23 protein-coding genes are annotated in these 23,817 nt (G+C 67.5%); 15 read left to right on the top strand and 8 right to left on the bottom strand.

The window, feature by feature from the left end; translation table 11 throughout:
* Window positions 1–17 precede the first annotated feature (17 nt).
* Genes BMW87_RS30560 through BMW87_RS30550 form a run of 3 tightly spaced genes read left to right on the top strand, consistent with a single transcriptional unit; the run spans window position 18 to window position 2,990 of the window.
* A complete protein-coding gene (locus tag BMW87_RS30560) occupies window positions 18–977 on the top strand; it encodes an ABC transporter permease (RefSeq protein WP_093050562.1) in 960 nt (319 codons plus the stop codon).
* Window positions 977–1,774, top strand: a complete 798-nt coding sequence (locus BMW87_RS30555; RefSeq protein ID WP_093050559.1) for an ATP-binding cassette domain-containing protein — start codon at window positions 977–979, stop codon at window positions 1,772–1,774. The genes BMW87_RS30560 and BMW87_RS30555 overlap by 1 nt, the downstream gene beginning before the upstream one ends.
* Window positions 1,767–2,990: an ROK family transcriptional regulator gene (locus BMW87_RS30550; protein ID WP_093081513.1), complete on the top strand. Its 1,224-nt coding sequence runs from the start codon at window positions 1,767–1,769 to the stop codon at window positions 2,988–2,990. Before BMW87_RS30555 ends, BMW87_RS30550 begins: the two co-directional genes overlap by 8 nt.
* A gap of 128 nt (window positions 2,991–3,118) precedes the next feature.
* Here BMW87_RS30550 and BMW87_RS30545 read toward each other — a convergent pair whose 3' ends face one another.
* The 7 genes from BMW87_RS30545 to BMW87_RS30515 all read right to left on the bottom strand — a co-directional run bounded on the left by BMW87_RS30545 (window position 3,119) and on the right by BMW87_RS30515 (window position 9,227).
* Window positions 3,119–3,583: a DUF2846 domain-containing protein gene (locus tag BMW87_RS30545; protein WP_093081510.1), complete on the bottom strand. Its 465-nt coding sequence runs from the start codon at window positions 3,581–3,583 to the stop codon at window positions 3,119–3,121.
* Between the two features lie 196 nt (window positions 3,584–3,779).
* On the bottom strand, window positions 3,780–4,208 hold the full coding sequence (locus BMW87_RS30540; protein WP_256216985.1) for a DUF6194 family protein: 429 nt from the start codon (window positions 4,206–4,208) through the stop codon (window positions 3,780–3,782).
* On the bottom strand, window positions 4,208–5,221 hold the full coding sequence (locus BMW87_RS30535; protein ID WP_093081507.1) for a Bug family tripartite tricarboxylate transporter substrate binding protein: 1,014 nt from the start codon (window positions 5,219–5,221) through the stop codon (window positions 4,208–4,210). The genes BMW87_RS30540 and BMW87_RS30535 overlap by 1 nt, the downstream gene beginning before the upstream one ends.
* A 13-nt stretch (window positions 5,222–5,234) precedes the next feature.
* The gene (locus tag BMW87_RS30530) at window positions 5,235–6,644 is read right to left on the bottom strand and encodes a sensor histidine kinase (RefSeq protein WP_371258873.1); all 1,410 of its coding nucleotides are present in this window, start codon (window positions 6,642–6,644) and stop codon (window positions 5,235–5,237) included.
* Complete coding sequence (locus tag BMW87_RS30525; protein WP_093081504.1) at window positions 6,645–7,310, bottom strand: response regulator; 666 nt, start codon at window positions 7,308–7,310, stop codon at window positions 6,645–6,647.
* A gap of 26 nt (window positions 7,311–7,336) precedes the next feature.
* Window positions 7,337–8,350, bottom strand: a complete 1,014-nt coding sequence (locus BMW87_RS30520; protein WP_093081501.1) for a Bug family tripartite tricarboxylate transporter substrate binding protein — start codon at window positions 8,348–8,350, stop codon at window positions 7,337–7,339.
* An 82-nt stretch (window positions 8,351–8,432) separates the two neighbouring features.
* Window positions 8,433–9,227 (bottom strand): IclR family transcriptional regulator domain-containing protein, encoded by a 795-nt coding sequence (locus BMW87_RS30515; protein ID WP_093050543.1) that lies wholly within the window; start codon window positions 9,225–9,227, stop codon window positions 8,433–8,435.
* Window positions 9,228–9,426: 199 nt separating this feature from the next.
* Here BMW87_RS30515 and BMW87_RS30510 point away from each other — a divergent pair, with 199 nt between their 5' ends.
* The 12 genes from BMW87_RS30510 to BMW87_RS30455 all read left to right on the top strand — a co-directional run bounded on the left by BMW87_RS30510 (window position 9,427) and on the right by BMW87_RS30455 (window position 22,467).
* Window positions 9,427–10,350 carry a shikimate dehydrogenase family protein gene (locus BMW87_RS30510; protein WP_093051775.1) on the top strand — a complete coding sequence of 308 codons (924 nt, stop codon included), beginning with the start codon at window positions 9,427–9,429 and terminating at the stop codon, window positions 10,348–10,350.
* 28 nt (window positions 10,351–10,378) lie between these two features.
* On the top strand, window positions 10,379–11,212 hold the full coding sequence (locus BMW87_RS30505; protein ID WP_093081498.1) for a shikimate dehydrogenase family protein: 834 nt from the start codon (window positions 10,379–10,381) through the stop codon (window positions 11,210–11,212).
* Window positions 11,213–11,228: 16 nt separating this feature from the next.
* On the top strand, window positions 11,229–12,440 hold the full coding sequence (gene pcaB, locus BMW87_RS30500; protein ID WP_093050537.1) for a 3-carboxy-cis,cis-muconate cycloisomerase: 1,212 nt from the start codon (window positions 11,229–11,231) through the stop codon (window positions 12,438–12,440).
* Window positions 12,437–12,859 carry a carboxymuconolactone decarboxylase family protein gene (locus BMW87_RS30495; protein ID WP_093081496.1) on the top strand — a complete coding sequence of 141 codons (423 nt, stop codon included), beginning with the start codon at window positions 12,437–12,439 and terminating at the stop codon, window positions 12,857–12,859. Before pcaB ends, BMW87_RS30495 begins: the two co-directional genes overlap by 4 nt.
* On the top strand, window positions 12,856–14,082 hold the full coding sequence (locus BMW87_RS30490) for a multidrug effflux MFS transporter (RefSeq protein ID WP_093081493.1): 1,227 nt from the start codon (window positions 12,856–12,858) through the stop codon (window positions 14,080–14,082). Before BMW87_RS30495 ends, BMW87_RS30490 begins: the two co-directional genes overlap by 4 nt.
* Window positions 14,079–14,843, top strand: a complete 765-nt coding sequence (locus BMW87_RS30485) for an alpha/beta fold hydrolase (RefSeq protein ID WP_093081490.1) — start codon at window positions 14,079–14,081, stop codon at window positions 14,841–14,843. Before BMW87_RS30490 ends, BMW87_RS30485 begins: the two co-directional genes overlap by 4 nt.
* A gap of 134 nt (window positions 14,844–14,977) precedes the next feature.
* Window positions 14,978–16,846, top strand: a complete 1,869-nt coding sequence (locus BMW87_RS30480; RefSeq protein ID WP_093081488.1) for a bifunctional sugar phosphate isomerase/epimerase/4-hydroxyphenylpyruvate dioxygenase family protein — start codon at window positions 14,978–14,980, stop codon at window positions 16,844–16,846.
* 52 nt (window positions 16,847–16,898) lie between these two features.
* On the top strand, window positions 16,899–18,308 hold the full coding sequence (locus tag BMW87_RS30475; RefSeq protein WP_093050522.1) for an MFS transporter: 1,410 nt from the start codon (window positions 16,899–16,901) through the stop codon (window positions 18,306–18,308).
* Window positions 18,309–18,354: 46 nt separating this feature from the next.
* On the top strand, window positions 18,355–19,041 hold the full coding sequence (locus BMW87_RS30470; protein ID WP_093081485.1) for a DsbA family oxidoreductase: 687 nt from the start codon (window positions 18,355–18,357) through the stop codon (window positions 19,039–19,041).
* A gap of 123 nt (window positions 19,042–19,164) precedes the next feature.
* Window positions 19,165–19,635: a hypothetical protein gene (locus tag BMW87_RS30465; protein ID WP_093081482.1), complete on the top strand. Its 471-nt coding sequence runs from the start codon at window positions 19,165–19,167 to the stop codon at window positions 19,633–19,635.
* A gap of 32 nt (window positions 19,636–19,667) precedes the next feature.
* A complete protein-coding gene (locus tag BMW87_RS30460; RefSeq protein ID WP_371258875.1) occupies window positions 19,668–21,233 on the top strand; it encodes a DUF1800 domain-containing protein in 1,566 nt (521 codons plus the stop codon).
* A gap of 22 nt (window positions 21,234–21,255) precedes the next feature.
* Window positions 21,256–22,467, top strand: a complete 1,212-nt coding sequence (locus BMW87_RS30455) for a DUF1501 domain-containing protein (protein ID WP_093050516.1) — start codon at window positions 21,256–21,258, stop codon at window positions 22,465–22,467.
* Window positions 22,468–22,471: 4 nt separating this feature from the next.
* On the opposite strand, the gene BMW87_RS30450 is transcribed toward BMW87_RS30455, so the two are convergent.
* The gene (locus BMW87_RS30450) at window positions 22,472–23,809 is read right to left on the bottom strand and encodes a rhamnan synthesis F family protein (protein ID WP_143062633.1); all 1,338 of its coding nucleotides are present in this window, start codon (window positions 23,807–23,809) and stop codon (window positions 22,472–22,474) included.
* Window positions 23,810–23,817: the final 8 nt, after the last annotated feature.

Here is a 23,817-nt window from a genome sequence, read left to right as displayed (position 1 = left end):
CCCCAGGGAGTATCTCGATGGCGAAATCTGCGACGCACCACATTCCGTGGGGCGCCTTGGGGCCGTGGCTGGCCCTTCTTGGCGCGTGCATCTTCTTTGCAACCCAGTCCGACCGTTTTCTCACGGGCGGCAACCTTTCGCTGATCCTGCAGCAGGTGATGGTGGTCGGCGTGATCGCCATCGGCCAGACGCTGGTGATCCTCACGGCGGGCATCGACCTGTCGTGCGGCATGGTGATGGCGTTGGGCAGCATCATCATGAGCAAGTTCGCCACCGAACTCGGGCTGCCCGTGCCGGTGGCCATCCTGTGCGGCATCGGCGTGACGACGCTGTTCGGCCTGCTCAACGGACTGCTGGTCACGCGCATCAAGCTGCCGCCTTTCATCGTGACGCTGGGCACGCTGAACATCGCCTTCGCGATCACGCAGCTGTACTCGTCGTCGCAGACCATCACCGACCTGCCCGGCGGCCTCACGGGCCTGGGCACCACCTTCACCATCGGCAACGCCGAGGTGGCGTGGGGTTCGGTGCTGATGGTGGTGCTCTATGCGCTCACCTGGTTCGTGCTGCGCGAGACGGCGGCGGGCCGGCATATCTACGCGGTGGGCAACAACGCGGAGGCCACGCGGCTGGTCGGCATTCCGACGCAGCGTGTGTTGCTGGGCGTGTACGTGGCGGCGGGCGTGCTGTACGGCATCGCCTCGCTGCTGTCGGTGGCGCGCACCGGCGTGGGCGACCCGAACGCGGGGCAGACCGAGAACCTCGACGCCATCACGGCGGTGGTGCTCGGCGGCACCAGCCTGTTCGGCGGGCGCGGCATCGTGCTGGGTTCGCTGATCGGCGTGCTCATCGTGGGCGTGTTCCGCAACGGGCTCACGCTGATGGGCGTGTCGTCGATCTACCAGGTGCTGGTGACGGGCGTGCTTGTGATTCTCGCGGTGGCCGCGGACCAGCTCTCGCGCCGGGGAGCCCGCTGATGAACACCGTCACCAACCCCAAGATCGTCATGCAGGCCAAGGGCCTGGTAAAGCGCTATGGCCAGGTCACGGCGCTCGACGGCGTCGACTTCGAACTGCGCGAAGGAGAGATCCTCGCGGTGATCGGCGACAACGGCGCGGGCAAGTCGTCGCTCATCAAGGCGCTGTCGGGCGCGGTGGTGCCCGACGAGGGGCAAATCCTGCTCGACGGCCAGCCGGTGCACTTTCGCAATCCGCTGGATGCGCGCCGCGCCGGCATCGAAACGGTTTATCAAGACCTGGCCGTGGCCCCGGCCATGACCATCTACGAGAACCTGTTCCTCGGCCGCGAGCTGCGTCGCCCCGGCTTCCTGGGCAGCGTGCTGCGCATGCTCGACAAGAAGCAGATGCTGCTCGAAAGCACGGCCCGCATGGCGGACCTGAAGGTCGGCATCCAGTCGATGACGCAGGCGGTCGAAACGCTCTCAGGCGGCCAGCGCCAGTGCGTGGCGGTGGCGCGCAGCGCGGCCTTCGCGCGGCACGTGGTCATCATGGACGAGCCGACTGCCGCGCTGGGCGTGAAGGAGGGCAACATGGTGCTGGAGCTGATTCGCCGCGTGCGCGACCGCGGCCTGCCCGTGGTGCTCATCAGCCACAACATGCCGCACGTGTTCGAGGTGGCCGACCGCATCCACGTGGCGCGTCTCGGCAAGCGCGCGGCGGTGCTCGACCCGAAGAAGATCAGTATGAGCGACACCGTCGCCGTGATGACCGGCGCCATGACGGCCGACCAGTTGCCCGCGGAGGCGCATGCCTGATGCGGACACTTCTGCGCGCACGCCCGACCTGTTGCGGCCCCGTGGCTCCAACCAGGTCGGCATGCGCCAGTTCAACGAACGCACGGTGCTGCAGGCATTGCGCGTTCACACCAGCCTGCCCAAGGCCGACCTCGCTCGGCTGACCGGGCTCAGCGCGCAGACCATCGGGCTCATCACCGCGCGACTGGAAGAAGACGGACTCATCGTCAAGCAAAGCCGCGTGCGCGGGCGCATCGGGCAGCCTTCGGTGCCGCTGGCGCTGAACCCGGACGGCGCCTTTGCCATCGGCATCAAAGTGGGCCGGCGCGGCGCCGAATGGCTGCTGATCGACTTCACCACGCAGGTGCGCGAGCGCCATGCCATCAGCTACGACTTTCCCGATGCGGACGAGCTGCTGCCCGCCATCACGCAGCACATGCACCGGCTACGCGACGGGCTGGGGCCGCTGGCGGCGCGCAACGTTGGGGCCGGGCTGGCCGCACCGTTCCAGCTCGGCGGCTGGCACCGCACGCTGGGCCTGTCGAAAGCGCAGTCCGACCTGTGGAACCAGATGGACCTGGCCGCCGAGGTGCGCGCGCGCACCGACGTGCCGGTGAGCTTCGCGCGCGACACAGTGGCCGCCTGCGTGGCCGAGCTGGTGGGCGGGCGGGGGCACGACCTCAAGAGCTTCCTGTACATCTTCGTAGACACCTTCGTGGGGGGCGGGCTGGTCATCAACTCGCATCTGCACACCGGTGCGCACGGCAATGCGGGCGCGCTCGCTTCATTGCCGATGCAGCCGCCGGGCAGTCGCGGTGCATTGCCGCCCCAGCTGGTTGCACAGGCGTCGCTCTGGGAGCTGGAGCAGCGCCTGATCGACGAAGGCCTCGACGCCATGGCCGCGTATGACGACCGCGCCTTGCAGCCGCCCTATGCCGCGATGACGCAAGCCTGGCTGGAAAGCGCATCGCAGGCGCTGGCACATGCCATCGTGAGCGGCACCGCCATGCTCGACCTGCCGGATGTGGTGGTGGACGGCTCGATGTCGCGCCCGCTACTGCAGGCGCTGCTCGACCAGACCCGCGCCGCGCTGGACCGCTGCAACTGGGAAGGCCTGTGGCAGCCGCGGCTGCATGGTGGCAAGGCGGGGGCGCAGGCTTGTGCGCTGGGCGGCGCGATGCTGCCGCTGCACGCGAACTTTGCGCCGGACCACGACGTGTTTCTGAAGGCCGGTTGAGAGGCCACCGACGTCGCAACGCACCTCATGCACGCCTTGGTGGCCGACCACTCCTTGAGCGAAGGCCGGTGTCGAAATTGCCTGGGGAGGGCGATCGGCCGCTTGTGATCGCCCCCAAGGGACACTGCTTACTTGCTGCACTTGCCCGGCTGCGCCAGGCCGAGTTTGGCTACATCGGCCTTGCCTTGCTCTTCCGGAATCTGCTCCAGGTCGGCGCCGCCCACGAAAGCTCCCATCTTGATGAACTGCCGGACGAAGTAGTTCTTGCCGGCATCCATGAATACCTCCAGGGAGTTGGGCGAGAACTCCGATTCCGTTTCGATCTTGCTCTTCTTGCCGCCGTCCACCTGCGTGTAGAAGAACACGTCGGATGCACTCTCGCCCAGGCAGTTGCCGTTGACCCAGATGTCCTTCTTCAAAGCCTTCCCGGCGAAGCTATTGCGATAGACATAAAGGCCGGATTTCCCGGCGGCCGGGGCGCTGAACTGCTTGGCCTTGTCGCTCTCCTCCTTGCTGGCCATATTGACGGAGGCGCATCCTGTCATCAGCAGCGCCGACAGGACAACGATGCTGCTCTTGTGATTGATCTTCATTTTTGTGATCTCGGTTGTGTACAGAAGACCGAGTACTCCCTCGACCCGGCCGCTCGCGGCAGTGGTGTCGCGAGCGGGGGCATTATGCTTTTTGTTTCAATGCGTAATCTGGATTCAGATGGCGGATCCCCGCCGAAATTGGCGTTCCAGGAACATCGCTGTGCGGGCCCCGGCAGACAGCTGCCGGGCTATTTGTCTATTTGTTCTTGTCTCTTGCGGCCGCGAGGCTGTGGGCCTCTGCAATCAACGGCTTCATCTTCTCGAATGTCCTGTCGCTCGGGTTGATCACACTGACCCAGTACATCTTCCCGTACACAGGATGTGGCATCAGCCTGTCGAGCGCGGTGTAGTCGATGGCGGCGGTGTCCGTCGCGCCGAACAGCGCGTGGAAGGTCTCCTTGCCCACGCCGATGTTCAGGCGGAATACGCCGGGGCGGTCCAGATTCGAGGCGTTGTCGAACTCGCTGTCCTTCGTCACGAGGGTGGCAAAGGGAAACTTGTTGTCCGAGTTGTGGAAGAAGAAGGTGTTGTCGTCGGCAACCTGGAAGTGGCCGCCGGCCAGCAGGTCGATGATGTGTTGGGTGATGGCGTCTTCGGTCATGAGCGCGATCTTGCCTGCGTTCATCAGGAGGGCCAGCGCCGCAGTCCCAGTTCGTCCGCCAGCCGGCGGTAGGCCTTGATCTGCGCCTGCACGTAGTCGTCTAACGCTGCGCCGGTGAGCGCGAAGGGGTACAGGCCGTGCTGCTCGCGCAACGCGGCGTAGCCGGGCGCGGCACTCGCTTCGCCGAAGGCCGCGACCCATGCGCGTACCGCGGCTTCAGGCACGTCAGCGCTCAGGTACAGGCCGCGCACGGTCGGCCACACCAGGTCGATGCCTTGCTCGCGCGCGGTCGGCACGCCGGTGAGCGCGCCGCCAAGCCGGTTCTCCGACAGCACCGCGAGCAGTCGCACCGCCGCGCCGCCCGCAATGGCCTGCAGGGCTTCGGCTGCATCGCCGGGGAACACGTCGACATGCTTGCCCTGCAATGCGCTCAGCGCATCCCCGCCACCTTCGAAAGAAACGAAGCGCATGGCCTTGTGATCGCGCCCCGCCGCGCGCACCAGCAGCGCGGCCTTCACCCAGTCCTGGCTGCCGACCGTGCCGCCCGCGCCAAAGGCGATGCGCGACGGGTCTTGCCTTAGCGCGGCGACCAGGTCTTGCAAGCGCTTGTAGGGCGAGTCGCGGTGCACCGCGATCACGCCGTAGTCGGTGCCCAGCGTGGCGATCCAGCGCACAGCCGAGGGCGAATGTGGACCGAAGCGGCCTTGCGCGAGGTTGAGCAGCGAGCCGCTGGAAAACGCCACCAGCGTGCCTGGGCCGCCGAGCTTGCCTGTGGCGACACGGTCGAAGGCTACGGCGCCGATGCCGCCCGGCAGGTAGCGCTGGGTGAGCGGTGGGCGCGCGGGTCGCACGGCCTGCAACGCGTCGCGCGCCAGCGCGCAGGTCAGCGCGAAGCCGCCGCCGGCCTTGGCGGGGATCACGCAGTCGGCGGCATTTTCGGAGGGGTCGTTCGCGGCGGCCATTGCGCGCACGCTGAAAGGCATCAGCAACGCGCACAACGCGCGAAGTGCATGGCGGCGGGTGGGCGGCGTGGACATGGAAATGGGCCCGTCAGGTGGCGGCCGGGCGAGGCCACCAGATGATCGCATGCAGCCCCGGGCCGGCCTCGCGCGCCTCAAGTCGCAGTTCGCCCCGGTGCCGCTGCGCAATGGAGCGCGCAATGGCCAGCCCGAGCCCGAAGCCGCCCTTGCCGGCGCGCGCGCCGCGCCGGAAGCGCTGGCCCAACGCGGCGCGCTCTTCGTCGTTGAGACCGGGCCCGTTGTCCTCGACGTTGAGGCTCCAGCCCGCTGCGTCGCCCGCGGCAAAAAGCGTGATCGTGCCTTCGGCCGGCGTGTAGGTGATCGCGTTGCTCACAAGGTTGCCCAGCGCTTCGCGCATCAGCCCCCGGTCTGCCACGGCAAGGAACTCCGGCGTGGGCGAATGAATGCCCAGGTCGATGCGCTTGGCGCGCGCCAGCGGCAGCAGGTCGACCGCCACTTCGCGCAGCAGCGCCGCAAGGTCGAACTCGGCGGGTTCCACCGACACCGTGTCGCTGCGGCCCAGCGCCAGCAGCTGCTGTGCGCTGCGCGTCGCGCGGCCGATCTCGGTGCCCAGCGCGTCGAGCGCCACTTGTACTTGCGCCGGGTCTTGTTCGCGCCGTGCGTAGTCGGCCTGCATCTGCAGCGTGGTGAGGTGGGTGCGCAGCTGGTGCGAGGCGTCGTCCAGAAACTGCCGCTGCTGCGTCACGAGGTCTTGCGTGCGCGACATCTGCTGGTTGACTGCGGCCACTAGTGGGCGCACCTCGGCGGGCAGGTCGGTCTCGGCGATGCGCGTGAGGTCGTCGGGCGTGCGCGAGCCCACCTCGCGCGCCAGCCGCGAGAGCGGCCTCAGCGCCGCCGCGAGTGCCAGGGCGGTGCCGCACAACAGCATTGCCAGCACCAGCCCGTCGCGCAACGCCGCGCTGCGCACGAAGCGCGCGCTGAACTCCTGCCGCGAGCGCGTGCTTTCTCCAACCTGGATCAGCACGCTGCGCCCGGTGCTGCCGGCCGGCGCGCGGTCGAGGTCGCGGCGGTAGGCCGCGAGCCGCACTGCTTCGCCGAAGTAGGTGGCGTCGTAGAAGGCCGGCACGCCCATCGCCAGTTCGGTGGGCGGCGCGGGCAGGTCGGCGCTGCCGAGCTCCACCAGCCCGTCAGACGTGGACACACGAAAGAAGACCTGGCCGCTCGCCGTCAGCTCGAAGAACTCGAACATGGTGTACGGCAGCTCGACCGACAGGCCGCCCGATGCGGTCGAGATATTGGCGTCGATGGACTTGAGCGCACCCAGCAGCGAGCGGTCGTAGGCCGCGTTGGCGGCGGCCAGCGCGTCGTGCCGCGTCATCCACAGCTCCAGGCCGGTCACGACCAGCAGGGCGGGGAAGAGCAGCAGCGCGAGCCGCTGCCAGAGGCTGGCGCGGCGAAGGCGTTCACGCAGGCCGCTCACTCAGTCTGCTTCCAGTACATAACCGAGCCCGCGCAGCGTGACGATGCGAACCCCGGTGCCGTCGAGCCGCTTGCGCAGCCGGTAGACGAAGACTTCGACCGCCTCGGGGTGCACCTCTTCGTCGTCGGAGAACACGCGATCGAGGATCTGCTGCTTCGACAGCGGCTCGCCGCTGCGCTGCACCAGCACGCGCAGCACCGCCAGTTCGCGCGGCGAGAGCGCCAGCGCCTCGCCGTTCAGCGTGAAGTGCCGGCGCGCGCCGTCGTACACCAGCGGGCCGCAGGCCAGCCGCGGATGCTCCACGCCACGCGCGCGCCGCACCAGCGCGTGCAGGCGCGCTTCGAGCTCGGCCAGCGCGAAGGGCTTGGCGAGGAAGTCGTCGGCGCCCGCATTGAGCGAAGCCACGCGCTCGTTCAGCGAGTCGCGCGCCGTGAGGATCAGCGCCGGCAGCCGCTGGTCGCGCTCGCGCAGCCGTTGCAGCACCGTGTGCCCGTCGAGCCCGGGCAGGCCCAGGTCGAGCACCAGCGCATCGTGGTCGCGCTGCTGCAGCGCCCGGTCGGCCAGGCGACCGTCGTCCACCCATTCGACCTGGATGCCCGCATGCTCCAGCGCCTTGCAGAGCCAGGTGCCCAGGGTGTGTTCGTCTTCCGCCAGCAGGATGCGCATGGCGCCGATGCTAGGGCCTGCCGGGATCAATCAGGCTTGATGTTTGCCCTTGCGATGACTTTTTGCCAGCGGGTTTGCTCGGCAGCGATGAACTGCGCGAACTGCTCCGGCGTGCCGCCGATGGCCTCGGCCGCATCGGCGGTCAGGCGCTGCATGGAGTCGGGCGACTTCACCGCCTTCATCGTCTCGGCCGAGAGCTTGGCCAGGTTGGCGGGCGTGATGTTGGCGGGCGCGAGCATGCCGTACCACTGCGTCATCTCGAAGCCCGGGAAGCCCTGTTCGGCCACGGTCGGCACGTCGGGCAGCTGGGGCAGGCGCTTGGCCGATCCGGTCGCGATGCAGCGCACCTTGCCCGCCTTGATGAACGGAATGATCGCCGCCGCGCCGATGGCCGATGCGTCGAGCCGGCCCGAGAGCAGGTCGGTCACCATCGGGCCGGTCCCGCGGTAGGGCACGTGCAGCATGAACACGTCGGCTGTCATCTTCAGGTACTCGAAAGCCAGGTGGCCCGCGCTGCCGTTGCCCGCCGAACCGTAGCTGAGCTTGCCCGGCTTCGACTTGGCGTATGCGATGAACTCCTTGAGGTTCTTCGCCGGCACGTCGGGGTGCACCACGTAGAGGCTGGGCACCTTGGCCAGCAGGCTCACGGGCTTGAAGTCCTTGTTCGCGTCGTAGGGCAGCTTGGCGAAGATGTACGGATTGACCGCCAGCGTGCCGATGTGGCCGAGGATGATCGTGTGCTGGTCGGTGCTGCGCGCCACTTCGCTCATCGCGATGTTGCCGGCCGCACCGGGCTTGTTGTCGACGAAAACGCTCTGGCCCAGCGTGCGCGAGAGCTCGGCGGCGGTCGAGCGCGCGACGATCTCGGAGCTGCCGCCAGGGGCGAAGGGCACGACGAAGCGGATCGACTTGCTTGGCCAGGCGTCCTGGGCCGAGGCCAGCGAAGGCAGCAGGCCGCCGAGGGTGAGGGCGCCGCCGGCTTGCAGCCAGTGGCGGCGGCTCAGGCTGTGGGCGTCGTCAGGGGAAAAGAGATCGGACATGGTGCTTGTGTCTCCAGCGCTTTTGGATTGAAAGCGCGCATCCTGCCCGGCGGATGCTGTCGGAAAGCTGTCAGTCAGACGGTCAGATCAGATTGCGCATCGCCTGCGCCGTCTCACGCAGCACCGGCAGCACTCGCGCAACAGCGTCTTCCGAGCTCTCGTGCCCCATCGGCATCGTGATGTTCAGCGCGCCCACCAGCGTGCCGTGCCGGTCGCGCAGCGGCACCGCGATGCCGCGTGAATTCAGGTCGAGCTGCTGCTCGGACAGCGCCCAGCCTTGTGCCCGAATGCGCGCGAGTTCTAGCTTCATGCGTTCCATGCTCGCGATGGTGTGTGAAGTGAAAACCGTCAGCTGCCGTGTCGTCAGCCATTCGTTCAGCTCGGCGTCGCTGCGCAGCGCCAGCATCAGCATGCCCGAGGCCGTGACCTGCGCCGGCACGCGCGCGCCGAGCACGTAGCCGGTGCTCATGCTGCGGTTGGGGCCGTTGCGCGCGATGTAGACCACCTCGTCGCCGTCCATCACGCTGAGGTAGGCGATCTCGTTGGTGCCCGCTGCCACCCGCTGCAGAAAGGGCTGCACCACGCGCGGCAGCCGGGCCGATTCCAGGTACGACTGGCCCAGCCGCAGCACGCGCGGCGTGAGCCAGAACAGCTTGCCGTCGCTCGCCACATAGCCCATGTGCTGCAAGGTCAGCAGATAGCGCCGCGCGGCGGTGCGGGTCATGTTCGTGCGCTGGCCGGCCTGGCTGGCGGTCAGGCGCGGGTTGGCGTCGTCGAAGGCCTCGATGATGCTCACGCCACGCTCCAGACCTGCGATCCAGTCGCGCTTGTCCAGGCCGGGGGGCGGCGCCGGGTCGTCCTTGCTGTCCTTGCTCATGGGCGGAAGTGTGCCTGTGTGGATGGGTTCGGAGTTTGCATTTGATGACAGTGAAAACCCTTGAATTGAACGATCAGTGATTTTTTGAGTTCGATAATCGCACGATTCTGAGTGCCAATGGCTGCATGATTCAGGCGAAGCGACTATAAAGCTCGGCATCCGCCCTCGAAAAGAGCGATTGACGAACGGAAGCACGCACATGAGCCATTCCATCCGCGGCAGCACCCAGGCTTACCTGATCCCCGGCGACCCGGTTCGCAATGTGCGGCTGCCCCGCATGTTCAACGCCGCCTTCGAGCGTTTCGGCATCGACGCTGTGCTGCTCCCCATGCAGGTGCCGGTGCGCGACTTCGCGGTGTTCTTCAAATCGGCCTTTCTCGCGCGCAACGTGCGCGGCATGGTGATCGCGCCGCCGCACAAGCCGCTGGTGGTCGACCTGCTCGATGGCTGCGGCCTCTTCGGTCGCGTGGCCGGCTCGGTCAACGTGGTGCGCCGCACCGAGGGCGACCAGCTCGAAGGCGACCTGTTCGACGGCGAAGGCCTGATCGGCGCGCTCGACCACTACAACATTCCCTTCCGCGGCAAGCGGGTGCTGATCCTCGGCGCGGGCGTGAGCGCCGCAGCCATCGGCGTTGCGCTGGCCGAAGGCGGCACGGTGAACGGCGCGGAGTACATCGCGTTCTATGACAGCGCCGCAGGCAAGGCGGCCGGTGTGGCAGCCAAGCTCAACGCCTTCTTCGACGCGACTGTGGTCTCGGCCGACAGCAACGCGCCCGAAGGCTATGACCTCGTCATCAACGCCACGCAACTCGGGCTGGTCGAGGGCGACGCATTGCCCCTCGACGTGTCGCGCATGGACGGCCATGCGGCACTGTTCGACATTCTTCTGCGCAACCAGCCCACGCCGCTGGTGCAGGCAGCCCGTGCGCGCGGGCTCAATGCGCAGGCGGGCTTCGAGATGCTCATCCAGCAGATGCCGCACTACTTCCGCTACTTCGGCCATCTCGACGCGGCCGCCGCGATGCAGGCCGACGCCGACTTCCTGCGCGAAATCATCTATCCGCCGGCAATGCACGCCGAAATTGCGCAGCCCTTGCGTTACCACTCGCCCAGCGTCGCCTGAGCCCCGATTTTTCAAAGAAACAACCGACATGATTTCCGGCAAGACCACGCTCATCGCCCACATCGGCTATCCCACCGAGGCCTTCAAGGCCCCGATGATCTACAACCCCTGGTTCGACAAGCACGGCATCGACGCTGTGGTGGTTCCGATGGGCGTGAAGCCCGAGGACTACGCGGCCTCGCTGCCGCAGATCTTCAGGTTCAGCAACCTGCGCGGCGCGCTGGTGACCATGCCGCACAAGGTCACGACCATGTCGCTGGTCGACGAGGTGACGCCCACGGCGCGCGTCGCGGGCGCCTGCAACGCCATCCTCAAGCGGCCCGACGGCACGCTGCTGGGCGACCAGTTCGACGGCGCGGGCTTCGTGCGCGGCGTGGAGCGCAAGGGGCGCCTGTTCAAGGGCACGCGCGTGCTGGTGTCGGGCACGGGTGGCGTTGGCTCGGCCATTGCCGCATCGATTGCCGCCGCCGGAGCCGCCGAGCTGATGCTGTTCGACATGAGCGAGGCCTCGGCCGGCGCATTGGCCGCGCGGCTGCGCGAGCACTATCCGCAAATGAAGGTGGTCACGGGGTCGAAAGACCCGGCCGGCTACGACGTGGTCGTCAACGCCACGCCGCTCGGCATGAAGGAGGGCGACCCGCTGCCCTTCGACGTGGACCGCATCGACCCCGGCACTTTCGTCGGCGAGGTGGTCATGAAGACCGAATACACGCCGCTGCTGCAGGCCGCCAAGGCCAAGGGCTGCCAGGTGCAGGTCGGCACCGACATGCTGTTCGAGATGATCCCTGCCTACCTCGAGTTCTTCGGATTCGGCACAGCCTCCCCGGAGGAATTGCGTGCCGTGGCCCAATTGAAATACTGAAAGGCCAGGTCATCGCATGAGTATTTTTGAAGGCTTCCTCTCTACATCCGAAACGCTCGGCGCCTTCAGCGACCGCGCCTTCGTCGACGCCATGCTGCGCTTCGAAGCGGCACTCGCGCGCGCGCAGGTTGCCGAAGGACTGATCCCCGAGAGCGCTGCGCATTCGATCGTCAGCAGTTGCAAGGTCGAGCTGTTCGATGTTGCCAAGATCGTGCGCGAGAGCGGCCGCGCGGGCAGCGTCGCGATTCCGCTGGTGAAGGCGCTGCGCGAAGCCGTCGGCCTCTTCAATGCCGACGCCGCGCCCTTCGTGCACTTCGGCAGCACCAGCCAGGACGTGATCGATAGCGCAATGGCGCTGGTCACGCGCGAAGCGGTCGCGCTCATCGAGACCGATCTTGCCAAGGCCGCCGACGCGCTGCTGCGCCTGGCCGTCACGCACGCCGAAACGCCGATGCTCGCGCGCACGCTGATGCAGCCGGCCTCGGTCACCAGCTTCGGCTTCAAGTGCGCGGGCTGGGCGGCGCCGCTGGTGCGCAGCCGCATCCGGCTGCGCGATGCCGCGAAGCACGCGCTGCAATTGCAGCTGGGCGGCGCCGTCGGCACGCTGGCGCAGATGAAGGGGCAGGGCGCTGCCGTGCGCAAGCGCATGGCCAAGGAGCTTGGCCTGGGCGACCCCGGCGCAACGTGGCACACGCAGCGCGACGAATGGGTGGCGCTCGGCTGCGAGCTGGGCCTTATCACCGGCAGCCTCGGAAAGATCGCGGTCGACATCGCGCTTCTCGGGCAGTACGAAGTGGCCGAAGTCGCGGAGCCCAGCGAGCCGGGCCGCGGTGGTTCGTCGGCAATGCCGCACAAGCGCAACCCGGTGGCTTCGATGGTCGCCATCGCCGCCGCGCACCGTGCGCCGCAGCGCGTGGCCGCATTGCTTGGCGCCATGCCGCAACAGCACGAACGTGCCCTCGGCGCCTGGCAGGCCGAACTGGCCGAATGGCCGCAGCTGCTGATGTCGGCGCACGGCAGCGTGCGCGCAATGGCAGGCGCATTGCCCGGCCTGCAGGTCGACGCCGCGCGCATGCGCGCCAACATCGACCGGCTGCGCGCCGAACTCCCTCGCGACGCGGCCGACGAATGGTTCGACCCCGCGCTCGCTCACAACGCCGGACAGACAGCCCTCGCCGAGGTGAAGGCGCTGCAGGCCCGGCTCACAGACAAGGAACTTGCCCAATGACCGCCCCCGAAACCCCGGCCAACGACTACGAAGCCGGCCTCGTCAACCGCCGCCGCGTGCTCGGCGATGCCTGGGTCGACAAGTCGCTCGCCAACCGCAACGGCTTCAACGCCGAGTTCCAGGAACTCATCACACGCCACGCGTGGAACGACATCTGGGGCCGCCCCGCACTGGGCGACAAGACGCGCCGCTACATGGTGCTGTCGATGATGCTGGGCATCCATGCGTATGAAGAGTTCGCCATGCACGTGCGTGCCGCGCTCGACGGCCCGCCCGAGTCGCGCCTCACGCCGGACGACATCAAGGAAGTGATCATGATGGCCGCCATCTACTGCGGCGTGCCGGTGGCCAACCACGCCTTCGGCATCGCGACCGGCATCCTGCGCGAAAAAGGCCTGCTGCCTGCGTCGCCCCAGTGACCGCGCCGGTCGCCCGCAAGAAGGGCCGGTTCGACGTCACTTTCACCTTGCTGCTGCCGCTGCTGCTGGCGGCGCAGCCGGTGGCCACCGACAGTTATTTGCCCGCGCTTCCCGCCATTGCGAAGGAGCTCGGTTCGGCCAGCACCAGCCTCACGCTGTTCGTGCTGGCCTTCGGCTTTGCGCAGTTGCTGTGCGGCCCGCTGGCCGATCGCTTCGGTCGCAGGCCGGTGCTGCTGGCGGGGCTCGGCTGCTACGCCATTGCCGCGCTGGGCGGCGCGTTCGCAGGCAGCGTGGCGCTGCTCGCGGGCTGGCGCACGCTGCAGGGCTTTTCGATGGCGGCGATTCTCGTGTGCTCGCGCGCGGCGGTGCGCGACCTGTATCCGGCGCACGAAGGCCCGCACGTCATGGCGCGCGGCCTCACCGGGCTGGGCGTGGTCGGCCTGATGGCGCCGCTGCTTGGCGCGTGGCTGGTGCAGGGCACGGGCTGGCGCTGGGTGATGGTCGCGATGGCGGTCTATGCCTCGCTGCTGTTCGCGCTGTGCTGGCGCTCGTTCGGCGAAACGCGCAAGCCGATGCTGGGCGAGGGGGAGTCGTCCGCGCCGCGCGGCAGCACGCGCGCGGTGTTCGCGAGCCGGTCTTTCCGCGCCTGGGCCTCGGTGGCAGCGACGACCTACGGCGGGCTGTTCTGCTTTCTGCTGCTGTCGCCGATGGTCTACATCGGCTATCTGGGCTGGTCGCCCGCGTGGTACGGCTGGATCCCGGCTGGCGGCTCGCTGGTCTACATCTTCAGCACCACCATGTGCCGCACGCTGTTGCGGCGCTACGGGCCGGTGCGCACCGTGCGGCTCGGTGCTTCATTGAGCCTGACCGGCGCCGTCATCCAGGCGCTCGGCTGCTGGCTGATGCCGCTGAGCGCCGTGCCGCTGCTGTTCGGCCACGCCGTGTACTGCCTCGGCCATGGCATCCACCAGCCTTGCGGGCAGGCGGGCGCGGTGGGCGACTTGCCGCATCTGGCGGGCCGGGCCGTGTCCTGGTCGGGCTTCGGCATGATGATGGTCGCGTTCTGCGTGGGGCAACTGGCCGCGCGATTTGTCGATGCCGATTTTTCCAATGGCGCCTGGCCGATGGTCGTGCCGATGCTGCTGGCCGGCTGCGTGCTGATGGCCATCGCGTTCCTCTGGCTGCCGCGTCTTCAACACCCGAAAAAGGAAACCACACCATGACCCGTTTGAATGTCGTTCGCGAGGGCGAGGGCCCGATCGTCGTGCTCAGCCATGCGCTCGGTTGCGACCTGAGCATGTGGGACGGCGTGGCCGCGCAGCTCTCGCGCGCCCACACGGTGCTGCGCTACGACCACCGCAACCACGGCGCGTCGGAGGTGGTGCCCGGCGCGCTGCGCGTCGAGACGCTGGCACAGGACGTGGCCGAGCTCATCCAGCGCGAGGCGGATGGCGAGCCCGTGCATTTCGTCGGCCTGTCGATGGGCGGCATGACCGCGCAGGCACTGGCGGTGCGGCACCCCGAGCTGCTGAAGACGATGGTGATCGCCAATTCGGCCGCTTACTACCCCGACCAGGCCCTCTGGCGTGCACGCGCCGAGACGGTGGCTGCCAAGGGTGTGGCCGCCATCGCCCCTGGCGCCGTGGCACGCTGGCTCACACCGGCCTACGTGGGCACGCCCGAAGGCGCAGTCGCCGCGAAGGCGCTGCACGACGTGCTGGTGCGCACCGAAGCGCAGGGCTACATCGAGAGCTGCAATGCCGTCGCGGCCATCGATTTCCGCGAGAGCAACCATCGCATTGCAGTGCCCACGCTGGTGATCGGCGGGCTGCAGGACGAGGCCACGCCAATGGCCATGTCGCAGGCCATGGTGGGTGCCATTCCAGGCGCGCGCCTGGCCACCATTGACGCCGCGCACCTGAGCGCGGTCGAACGGCCGGTGGAGTTCACACAGCTGCTGATCGATTTCTGGCGCAGCCTTTGAGGGTTGCTGGCCGGGCAGCCGGCCTAGGTGTATCCCGTATTTCGTGCGAATAATGCACGTATGTGATCGATGATCGATCAAAAGCTCGCTGAATAGATTGTGGCGGGGCCCGGGTGTTCCTAAAGTCCACCCCCATGCATCGCTCCATTGCCACCGTCTCGCTCAGCGGCACGCTCCGCCAGAAGCTCGAAGCCGTCGCCGCCGCCGGTTTCGACGGCATCGAGCTGTTCGAGGCCGACTTCATCAACTTCAAGGGCACGGCCGCCGAACTGCGCCGCATCACGGCGGACCTGGGCCTGACCATCGACCTGTACCAGCCGTTCCGTGATTTCGAAGGCATGCCCGAGCCGCAGTTCCGCCGCAGCCTCGAGCGCGCCGAGCGCAAGTTCGACCTGATGGAGGCCATGGGCGCGCCGATGGTGCTGTGCTGCTCCAACACTTCGCCGCTGTCGGTGAACGATCCAGCTCTGGCCGCCGCGCAACTGCACGAACTGGCCGAGCGCGCTGCGCGCCGCAACCTGCGCGTGGGTTTCGAGGCACTCGCCTGGGGCCGCCACACCTCGCTGTACGGCCAGGCCTGGAACATCGTGAAGCAGGCGAACCACGCGCACCTGGGCCTGATCCTCGACAGCTTCCACACGCTGTCGCTGAAGGACGATCCGGCCGGCATCGCCAGCATTCCGGGCGACAAGATCTTCTTTCTGCAGATGGCCGACGCGCCGCTGCTGTCGATGGACGTGCTGCAGTGGGCGCGCCACCATCGTTCGTTTCCGGGACAGGGCGACTTCGACGTGGTCGGCTTCTTCGAGCAGGTGCTGCGCGCGGGCTACACCGGGCCGCTGTCGCTGGAGATCTTCAACGACATCTTTCGCGAGACGCCGAACCGCCGCACTGCGGTGGATGCGATGCGCTCGCTGCTGTACCTCGAAAGCGAAGCGCGCCAGCGGCTGGACGACGTCGAGCCCGTGCAGCTGTTCAGCCCACCGCCGGTGCCGGCGCTCTCCGGCCTGTCGTTCATCGAGTTCGCGGCCGACGAGGCATCTGCAGCAACGCTGTCCACGCTGGTGAAGCAACTCGGCTTCCGCCGCATCGGCAAGCACCGCTCGAAGGCCGTGACGCTGTATCGCCAGGGCGAGATCAACCTGATCGTCAACGCGCAGCCTGATTCGTTTGCGCGCGGCCGCTTCGAGGCGCACGGCACCTCGGTGTGCGCTCTGGGCGTGCGCTGCGACGATCCCCTCGCGGCCGTGGGCCGAGCCACCGCCATGCGTTCGCAGCGGCACGACAGCCCGGTCGGCCCCAACGAACTGCGCGTGCCGGCCATCGTTGCGCCGGGCGGCAACCTGATTCATTTCGTGCCCGAAGCGCTGGGCGCCAACGGCTTGTACGAAGCCGACTTCATTCTCGAAGACGACGGTGCCGGCGCGAACGACGCAGGCCTGCAGCGCATCGACCACGTGGCTCTTGGCCTGGCGCTAGACCAGCTCGACACCTGGGTGCTGTTCACGCGCGCCGTGCTCGGCCTGGAACCCGGCGAGAGCCTGGAGCTTGCCGACCCCTTCGGCCTGATCCGCAGCCGCGGCGTTGCCAACACCGACCGCAGCCTGCGCCTGGTGCTCAACGTGTCGCTGAGCCAGCGCACCCGCACCGCGCGCACGCTGAGCGTGACTGGCGGTGGCGCGGTGCATCACATTGCGCTGAGCTGTGCCGACATCTTCGAGACGGCCGCCAAGCTGCGCGCCAACGGCACGCGCTTCGTGCCCATCTCCGACAACTACTACGACGACCTGGCCACGCGCATCGACATCGCGCCCGAACTGCTGGCGCGCATGCGCGAAGCAGGCGTGCTGTTCGATCGTTCGCCGGCCGGCGACTACCTGCATATCTATACCGAGAGTTTCGAGGGCGGACTGTTTTTCGAGGTCGCACAGCGCGTGGGCAACTACGACGCCTACGGTGCCCTCAACGCACCGGCGCGCATGGCTTCGCAGGCGCAGGATTGACCGATCGACCGACTGATTGATTTCTTTTTTTCGTCAACACTGGAGACAACACATGGCAACCAACACAGCCCATGAGCCGCAAGGCAGGCACCAGTCGAAGAAGGCCGCCGCAAGCGGCTGGATCGGCTCGGCGCTGGAGTACTACGACTTCTTCATCTACGCCACCGCGGCGGCGCTGATCTTTCCGCAGATCTTCTTCCCGAAGGGCGACCCGACGACGGCCATCGTCGCCTCGCTCGCGACCTACGGCGTGGGTTATGTCGCGCGTCCCATCGGCGCCTTCGTGCTCGGCCACTGGGGCGACACGCACGGGCGCAAGCAGGTGCTGGTGCTTTGCATGTTCCTGATGGGCTTTTCGACCGTGGCCGTCGGCCTGCTGCCGACCTATGACCAGGTCGGCCTGCTGGCTCCGGTGCTGCTGGTTCTGCTGCGCCTCATCCAGGGCTTTGCAGTGGCCGGCGAAATCTCGGGCGCGAGCTCGATGATTCTCGAGCACGCACCGTTCGGGCGTCGCGGCTTCTTCGCGAGCTTCACGCTGCAGGGTGTGCAGGCCGGCCAGATTCTGGCGGCTGCCGTGTTCTTGCCGCTGGCGCACTACATGCCCGAGGAGGCCTTCAACTCGTGGGGCTGGCGCATTCCCTTCCTGCTGAGCTTCCTGGTCATCGTGGCGGGCTACATCATCCGCCGCGAGGTCGACGAGACGCCGGCTTTTGCTGAAGTGGACAAGAAGGGCGAAGTGGCCAAGGCACCGATCATCCAGGCCTTCACCGACAGCTGGGCCGACATGCTGCGCGTGGTCTGCATGGCGCTGATGAACGTCATTCCGGTGGTGGCCACAGTGTTCGGCGCGGCCTATGCCGTGCAGGCGGCCTACGGCATCGGATTCCAGAAAGACGTGTACCTGTGGATTCCGGTGCTCGGCAACATCCTGGCCGTGATCGTGATCCCGTTCGTGGGCAACCTCTCGGACCGCATCGGCCGCCGCCCGCCGATCATCGTCGGTGCGCTGCTCTCGGGGCTGCTGTCCTTCGTGTACCTGTATGCCATCAGCATCCGCAACGTGCAGCTGGCCATCGTCATGTCGCTGCTGATGTGGGGCATCGTGTACCAGGGCTACAACGCGACCTTCCCGAGCTTCTATCCGGAGTTGTTCCGCACCCGCAACCGCGTCTCGGCCATGGCCATCTCGCAGAACATCGGCACCACCTTCACCGCACTGCTGCCCGCTCTGTTCGCCGCCGTGGCGCCTCCCGGCTCGACCAACGTGTGGTTCACCGTGGGTGCCATCACCTTCGCGGTGACGGTGCTGGCGGCCCTGGCCGCACTGAGTGCACGGGAAACCTACCGCATCCGGATGAACGACCTCGGCAAGCCCGATGCGGTGCCGGTCGACAAGCAGGAGTACGACCGCATGCGCGAGAAGACGCTGCAGGACGCGCGCCTGGCCAAGGCCGCGGCCTGAAAACCTTTCGTGCACCAAGGGTTGTGGCGCCGTGAAGAATGGCGCCATGACTACCCCTACCTCTTCCCACCTCAAGATCGACTTCGTCTCCGATGTGTCCTGTCCCTGGTGCGCCATCGGCCTGAGTTCGCTCGAGGCGGCGCTCAGGAAGGTGGCCCCCGAGGTCACCGCGGAGCTGCACTTCCAGCCCTTCGAGCTGAACCCGCAGATGCCGCCCGAAGGCCAGGACACCTTCGAGCACCTGAACCAGAAGTACGGCTCCACGCGCGAGCAGCAGGCGCAGTCGCGCGAAATGATCCGCCAGCGCGGCGCGGCAGTGGGCTTCGAATTCAGCCCCGGAGGCCGCCCGCGTGTCTACAACACCTTCAACGCACATCGCCTGCTGCACTGGGCCGAGCTGGAAAGCCCGTCCAAGCAGGCGGCGCTGAAGAAGCTGCTGCTGAAGGCCTACTTCACCGACAGTCAGAACCCATCGGACTCCGAAGTGCTGGTGCGCGCGGCGACCGAAGCCGGGCTCGACGCAGCCCGTGCCCGCGAGATCCTGAACAGCGACGAGTTCGCACAGGAAACCCGCGAACGCGAGCGCATGTACACCGATGCCGGCATCCACTCGGTGCCCGCGATCATCATCAACGACCAGCACCTCATTTCGGGTGGCCAGCCCGTCGAGGTGTTCGAGCGCGCCCTGCGGCAGATTGCCGGCGCTGCACCTTCCAGCCTGTCCGTAGCCTGACTTAGCTGGCGCTTAGGCGCCGTCTTTGCGCGGCGTTACGAGGGTAAAGAGCGTCAACGCGGAGCGGGTCCCGATGGTTGAGGATGCGTCCTCGATTCGCCATCACTCCCAGGAGCTCCGAAGATGAAGAAGAAAAGCCTAATCGCCGCACTCGCCCTCATGGCTGCGGCTTCGTTGCCCGCATTGGCCGACGAATACGGCAGGCACCCGTTCTACCTCCACGCCTTGTCCGACCTGCAAACGGCCGCCTGGAAGGTGGAGCATCGCCGCCCCGAAGACGGGCAGATCTCGCGCGACGAGCAGGTGGTGGTCGACGAGATCCATGCTGCCATCGGCGATCTCCAGCACGCTGCATGGCTGGACGGCAAGCCCCTCGAATGGCGCGAGCCCACCGATGCGTGGCTGCCGCGCGAAGGCCGCCTGCATGCCGCGGTCGACCTGCTGCGCAAGGTGCGCTCCGATGTGGCGCGCGAAGAAGACGACCCGCGCTCGCGGCCGTTCCAGCAACGCGGCCTGGCGCACGTCGACGTCGCGCTCAACACCGCACAGCACGCCATCGGCGACGTGCGCCATCACGACATGCGCAGGGAGTGATGGCGGTGCCGGCCGCCGCCTCGTTGTTCTCCATGCGCCGCGCGTCGACGGCGCTCGGTGCGTGTGCGCTGGCCTTGCTTGCGGCCTGCGCAAGTGCACCGGGCGACCAGCGGCCGGTGGTGTCGGTATCGTTGCCCTCCGCACCGATCAATGACGCCGCCCGACTGCGCTGGCTAGACCGCGTGAGCTGGGGCGCGAACGCGAGCAGCGACGCGCAGCTTGCGAAGCGCGGCCTGTCGCTGTGGATGCGCGACCAGCTCAACCCGCGCCCCGCGCCGCTGCCGCCTGCGGCGCAGGCGCAGATCGATGCGATGAGCATTTCGCGCACGCCGCTCGACCAGCTCGTCACCGAACTCGACGCACAGCGCAAGGCGTCCGATGCGCTACCCGACGAAGACCAGAAGAAAGCCGCGCGACAGGCCTACCAGCAGCGGCTCAACGACCTGGCACGCGAAGCACAACAACGCTTCGTGCTGCGCGCCCTGTATTCGCCCAACCAGCTGCAGGAGCAGATGACGTGGTTCTGGATGAACCACTTCAACGTCAACCTGCGCAAGGACAACATCCGCGCGATGGTGGGCGACTACGAAGAGAACGCGATTCGCCCGCATGCGCTCGGCAAGTTCCGCGACCTGCTCGGCGCCACGCTGCACCACCCGGCGATGCTGCGCTACCTAGACAACGCGCAGAACGCCGCCAACCGCATCAACGAGAACTACGCACGCGAGCTGATGGAGCTGCACACGCTGGGCGTGGGCGGCGGCTATTCGCAGGCCGACGTGCAGGAGCTGGCGCGCGTGCTCACCGGCGTTGGCGTGAGCAACCAGCCGTTCGATGCGCCGCCGCCGAACGTGCGGCCGGCCGTACGCGCCGACTACGTGCGCAAGGGCCTGTTCGAGTTCAACCCCAACCGGCACGACTACGGGCCGAAGACGCTGCTGGGTCAGCCCATCAAGAGCAGCGGCCTGGCCGAGGCCGACGAAGCGCTCGACCGCCTGGCGCGCGCGCCGGCCACCGCGCGCTTCATCTCGCGCAAGCTTGCCGTGTACTTCGTCTCCGACGACCCTCCGCAGGCATTGGTCGACCGCATGGCTTCTGCCTTCACCCGCAGCGACGGCGACATCGCCATCACGCTGAAGGCGCTGTTCGAGTCGCCCGAGTTCGCCGCCTCACTGGGCCGCAAGTTCCGCGACCCGGTGCACTACGTGATGGCCGGCGTGCGGCTCGCCTACGACGACCGCGTGGTGATGAACGTGAACCCGATGCTCAACTGGATCAACCGCATGGGCGAACAGCTGTACGGCCACGAAACGCCCGACGGCTATCCGCTCAACGAGGCAGCCTGGGCCAGCGCTGGGCAGATGAACACGCGCTTCGAGATCGCGCGTGCCATCGGTGCGAACGGCGCCGTGCTGTTCCGCACGGATGACAAGGCGCCGCTGGAAAAACCCGCGTTCCCGCAGTTGGCTGATTCACACGCGGTGCGCGCAATGCAGGTCGGCATGAGCGCGGACACGCGCGAGGCGCTGGCGCAGGCGAAGAACCCGCAGGAGTGGAACACCTTCCTGCTGGCGTCGCCGGAGTTGATGCGTCGTTGATCAAGAAGAAGGACACACCGTCATGCAACGTCGAGAACTCTTGAAGCTCATGGCCGCCGCCCCGTTCGCGGGCGCCGCCGGCCAACTGATGGCCGCGCCCGCGGCCGAAGGTGCCAAGCTGCTGGTCGTGTTCCTGCGCGGCGCGTACGACTGCAGCAACCTGCTCGTGCCAACGAGCAGCGACTTCTACTACGCCTCGCGCCCCAACATCGCCATCGCGCGCCCCGGCACGCCCAACGGCGCGCTGCCGCTCGACGGCAACTGGGGCCTGCACCCCGCGTTGGCACAGAGCGTGATGCCGATGTTCCAGCAGAAGCAGGCCTCCTTCATCGCCTTCGCGGGCACAGACGACCTCACGCGCAGCCACTTCGAAACGCAGGACTCCATCGAGCTAGGCCAGGCGCTCGACAAGCGCCGCGACTACCGCTCGGGCTTTCTCAACCGGCTGGCCGGCGTACTCGGCGCGGGGCCCGTTACCGACGTGTCGCCCATCGCCTTCACCGACCAGTTGCCCATCTCGATGCGCGGCAGCGCCAAGGCCGCCAACATGGCGATCGCGGGTAACGCACGTTCGGGCATCGACGCACGGCAGAGCCAGATCATTACGAGCATGTACCGCAACACCGCGCTGGCCCAGCCGGTGGCCGAGGGCTTCCAGGTGCGCGACGAGGTAACGCGGGCGGTGCAGGCCGAGATGGACGCCGCCAGCCGCAACGCCATGACCGCCAAGGGCTTCGAGCTGGTGGCGCGCCGCATGGCGCTGCTGATGCGCGACCGCTTCGACCTGGGCTTCGTCGATGTCGGCGGCTGGGACACCCATGTGGGGCAGGGCGGCGCCACCGGCTACCTTGCCAACCGTTTCGAAGAACTGGGCCGCGGCGTCGCCGGCTTCGCACAGGAGATGGGCGACGACGCGTGGCACCAGACCGTGGTGGTCGTCATCAGCGAGTTCGGCCGCACCTTCCGCGAGAACGGCAACCGCGGCACCGACCACGGACACGGCACCGTCTACTGGGTGCTCGGCGGCGGCCTCTCGGCGCAGGCCGGCGGGCGCGTCGTGGGCGAGCAGCAGGCGCTGACGCAGGCCACGCTGTTCCAGAACCGCGACTATCCGGTGCTCAATGAGTACCGGGCGGTGTTCGGGGGGCTGTTCAAGCGGATGTATGGGTTGTCGCCCGCGCAGCTTGCGCGGGTGTTCGACGGGGTGGCGCCGAAAGATCTGCAGCTGGTCTAGTTACTCAAAGCATGCCGTTGCGAAACAGCATCCCGCGCCAGCGGCCCAGCTGCATGTCGAGACGGCCGCGGTTGATGAGGTCGCGCAGCAGGCGTTGGCGGGTCGGTGCGGGCACGTTGTCCAGGATATCGGCGCAGTCATGCTCGCGATACAGGCCGCGCGAGAACAGGTCGCGCTTGACCACCGGGCAGCCCAACAGGCGATAGAAGAGTCCGAAGCCGAAGTGCAGCTGGCTGCCGTTGGTCACGTGCTCCAGGATGTGGTCGATCAGTAGCTGGCGCGACAGCCGCTGTGCGCTCTGTGCCATGCCTTCCGATGCGCTCGTCTTCGGCGTCGCGCGCACTGCAGGCGTCTCCCGGTTCAGCAAGGCGACGCGTCCGTCCGCGTCGCGCAGGCTGCGCATGGCACCGAGGGTCGGCGTACCTGCGGGCCGCTGGCCGGCGGCCGGCGCATCGTGCGCGGCAGCGCTGCCTTCAAGCGCGCCGGCGTTCAGGATCATTCCGCGCGCGCTGATCGACTGGCCCAGCACGTCCATCAGCGCGTGCCGGCGAAAGCCGAAAGGCAGCCATCGCATGGCGTCCACCACTTCGTGCAGCGGCATGCTGCCGAGCTTGCGGGCGAGCCGCGTCACGTCGTAGACCACGTCGATCGAGCAGCTCAGGTCCTTGAGTACGCCGGTCAACCCCAGCTCTCCGGCATGGATCGTGTGCTTGCGCAGGTCGTAGGGTATGTAGTCCTGCCAGAACTGGCGGAACTTTGGGTGCGTGAAGGCGGCACCGCTCACGGACAGGGCATAGGAGCCCACGTGATGCTGGTACTGGTTCTCGCCCAGGCCGACCACGTCGAACTCGCTGAAGATGAATTCGGCCACCAGGCGGTCGAGCTCGGTGCCCTCGATGTAGAGCAGGCTGTCGTTGAAGTACATCATGCGCTCTGGCTTCACGCCCTGCGACAGCAGGCTCAGCGTGGCGGCGCGGTAGGCGCCGAAGTCGCGCCCGATATTGCGCCGGACCATCACCCGGTGCACCCGCTGCGAGAGCGCGCGAAGCTCCTCGGGCGGCACTTCGCCGTTGCACACGAGCACGGTGTTCACCTGCGCGCGCCGCAATGCGTCCAGCAGCACATGCAGGTTGGCGGATTCGCCGTGGCCCGCGTACTTGACCACGATCGCGTACATGTCGCCATGCGCCGGTACGACGATCTCGTCGGATTCGAAGCGTGGCTGGCGCTCGCCGCGCACTTCGCGCTGCTGCCGCAGCTTCGAGCCGGCGGTGTAGAACCAGAGAACGATCTGGACGATGCGGCGACGCGCGAAGGACAGCAATGAGTGAATCGTTCGCATGAAGTCTC

The sequence above is a fragment of the Variovorax sp. OV084 genome (assembly GCF_900111625.1).
GTDB lineage: Bacteria > Pseudomonadota > Gammaproteobacteria > Burkholderiales > Burkholderiaceae_C > Variovorax.
This window is presented reverse-complemented; position numbering and strand designations above follow the sequence as displayed.

Excerpts from the sequence above, each read along its gene's own strand:
- BMW87_RS30560 (WP_093050562.1), top strand. The coding sequence starts at position 18 with ATGGCGAAATCTGCGACGCACCACATTCCGTGGGGCGCCTTGGGGCCG.
- BMW87_RS30555 (WP_093050559.1), top strand. The coding sequence starts at position 977 with ATGAACACCGTCACCAACCCCAAGATCGTCATGCAGGCCAAGGGCCTG.
- BMW87_RS30550 (WP_093081513.1), top strand. The coding sequence starts at position 1,767 with ATGCCTGATGCGGACACTTCTGCGCGCACGCCCGACCTGTTGCGGCCC.
- BMW87_RS30545 (WP_093081510.1), bottom strand. The coding sequence starts at position 3,583 with ATGAAGATCAATCACAAGAGCAGCATCGTTGTCCTGTCGGCGCTGCTG.
- BMW87_RS30540 (WP_256216985.1), bottom strand. The coding sequence starts at position 4,208 with ATGAACGCAGGCAAGATCGCGCTCATGACCGAAGACGCCATCACCCAA.
- BMW87_RS30535 (WP_093081507.1), bottom strand. The coding sequence starts at position 5,221 with ATGTCCACGCCGCCCACCCGCCGCCATGCACTTCGCGCGTTGTGCGCG.
- BMW87_RS30525 (WP_093081504.1), bottom strand. The coding sequence starts at position 7,310 with ATGCGCATCCTGCTGGCGGAAGACGAACACACCCTGGGCACCTGGCTC.
- BMW87_RS30520 (WP_093081501.1), bottom strand. The coding sequence starts at position 8,350 with ATGTCCGATCTCTTTTCCCCTGACGACGCCCACAGCCTGAGCCGCCGC.
- BMW87_RS30515 (WP_093050543.1), bottom strand. The coding sequence starts at position 9,227 with ATGAGCAAGGACAGCAAGGACGACCCGGCGCCGCCCCCCGGCCTGGAC.
- BMW87_RS30510 (WP_093051775.1), top strand. The coding sequence starts at position 9,427 with ATGAGCCATTCCATCCGCGGCAGCACCCAGGCTTACCTGATCCCCGGC.
- BMW87_RS30505 (WP_093081498.1), top strand. The coding sequence starts at position 10,379 with ATGATTTCCGGCAAGACCACGCTCATCGCCCACATCGGCTATCCCACC.
- pcaB (WP_093050537.1), top strand. The coding sequence starts at position 11,229 with ATGAGTATTTTTGAAGGCTTCCTCTCTACATCCGAAACGCTCGGCGCC.
- BMW87_RS30495 (WP_093081496.1), top strand. The coding sequence starts at position 12,437 with ATGACCGCCCCCGAAACCCCGGCCAACGACTACGAAGCCGGCCTCGTC.
- BMW87_RS30485 (WP_093081490.1), top strand. The coding sequence starts at position 14,079 with ATGACCCGTTTGAATGTCGTTCGCGAGGGCGAGGGCCCGATCGTCGTG.
- BMW87_RS30480 (WP_093081488.1), top strand. The coding sequence starts at position 14,978 with ATGCATCGCTCCATTGCCACCGTCTCGCTCAGCGGCACGCTCCGCCAG.
- BMW87_RS30475 (WP_093050522.1), top strand. The coding sequence starts at position 16,899 with ATGGCAACCAACACAGCCCATGAGCCGCAAGGCAGGCACCAGTCGAAG.
- BMW87_RS30470 (WP_093081485.1), top strand. The coding sequence starts at position 18,355 with ATGACTACCCCTACCTCTTCCCACCTCAAGATCGACTTCGTCTCCGAT.
- BMW87_RS30465 (WP_093081482.1), top strand. The coding sequence starts at position 19,165 with ATGAAGAAGAAAAGCCTAATCGCCGCACTCGCCCTCATGGCTGCGGCT.
- BMW87_RS30460 (WP_371258875.1), top strand. The coding sequence starts at position 19,668 with ATGCGCCGCGCGTCGACGGCGCTCGGTGCGTGTGCGCTGGCCTTGCTT.
- BMW87_RS30455 (WP_093050516.1), top strand. The coding sequence starts at position 21,256 with ATGCAACGTCGAGAACTCTTGAAGCTCATGGCCGCCGCCCCGTTCGCG.
- BMW87_RS30450 (WP_143062633.1), bottom strand. The coding sequence starts at position 23,809 with ATGCGAACGATTCACTCATTGCTGTCCTTCGCGCGTCGCCGCATCGTC.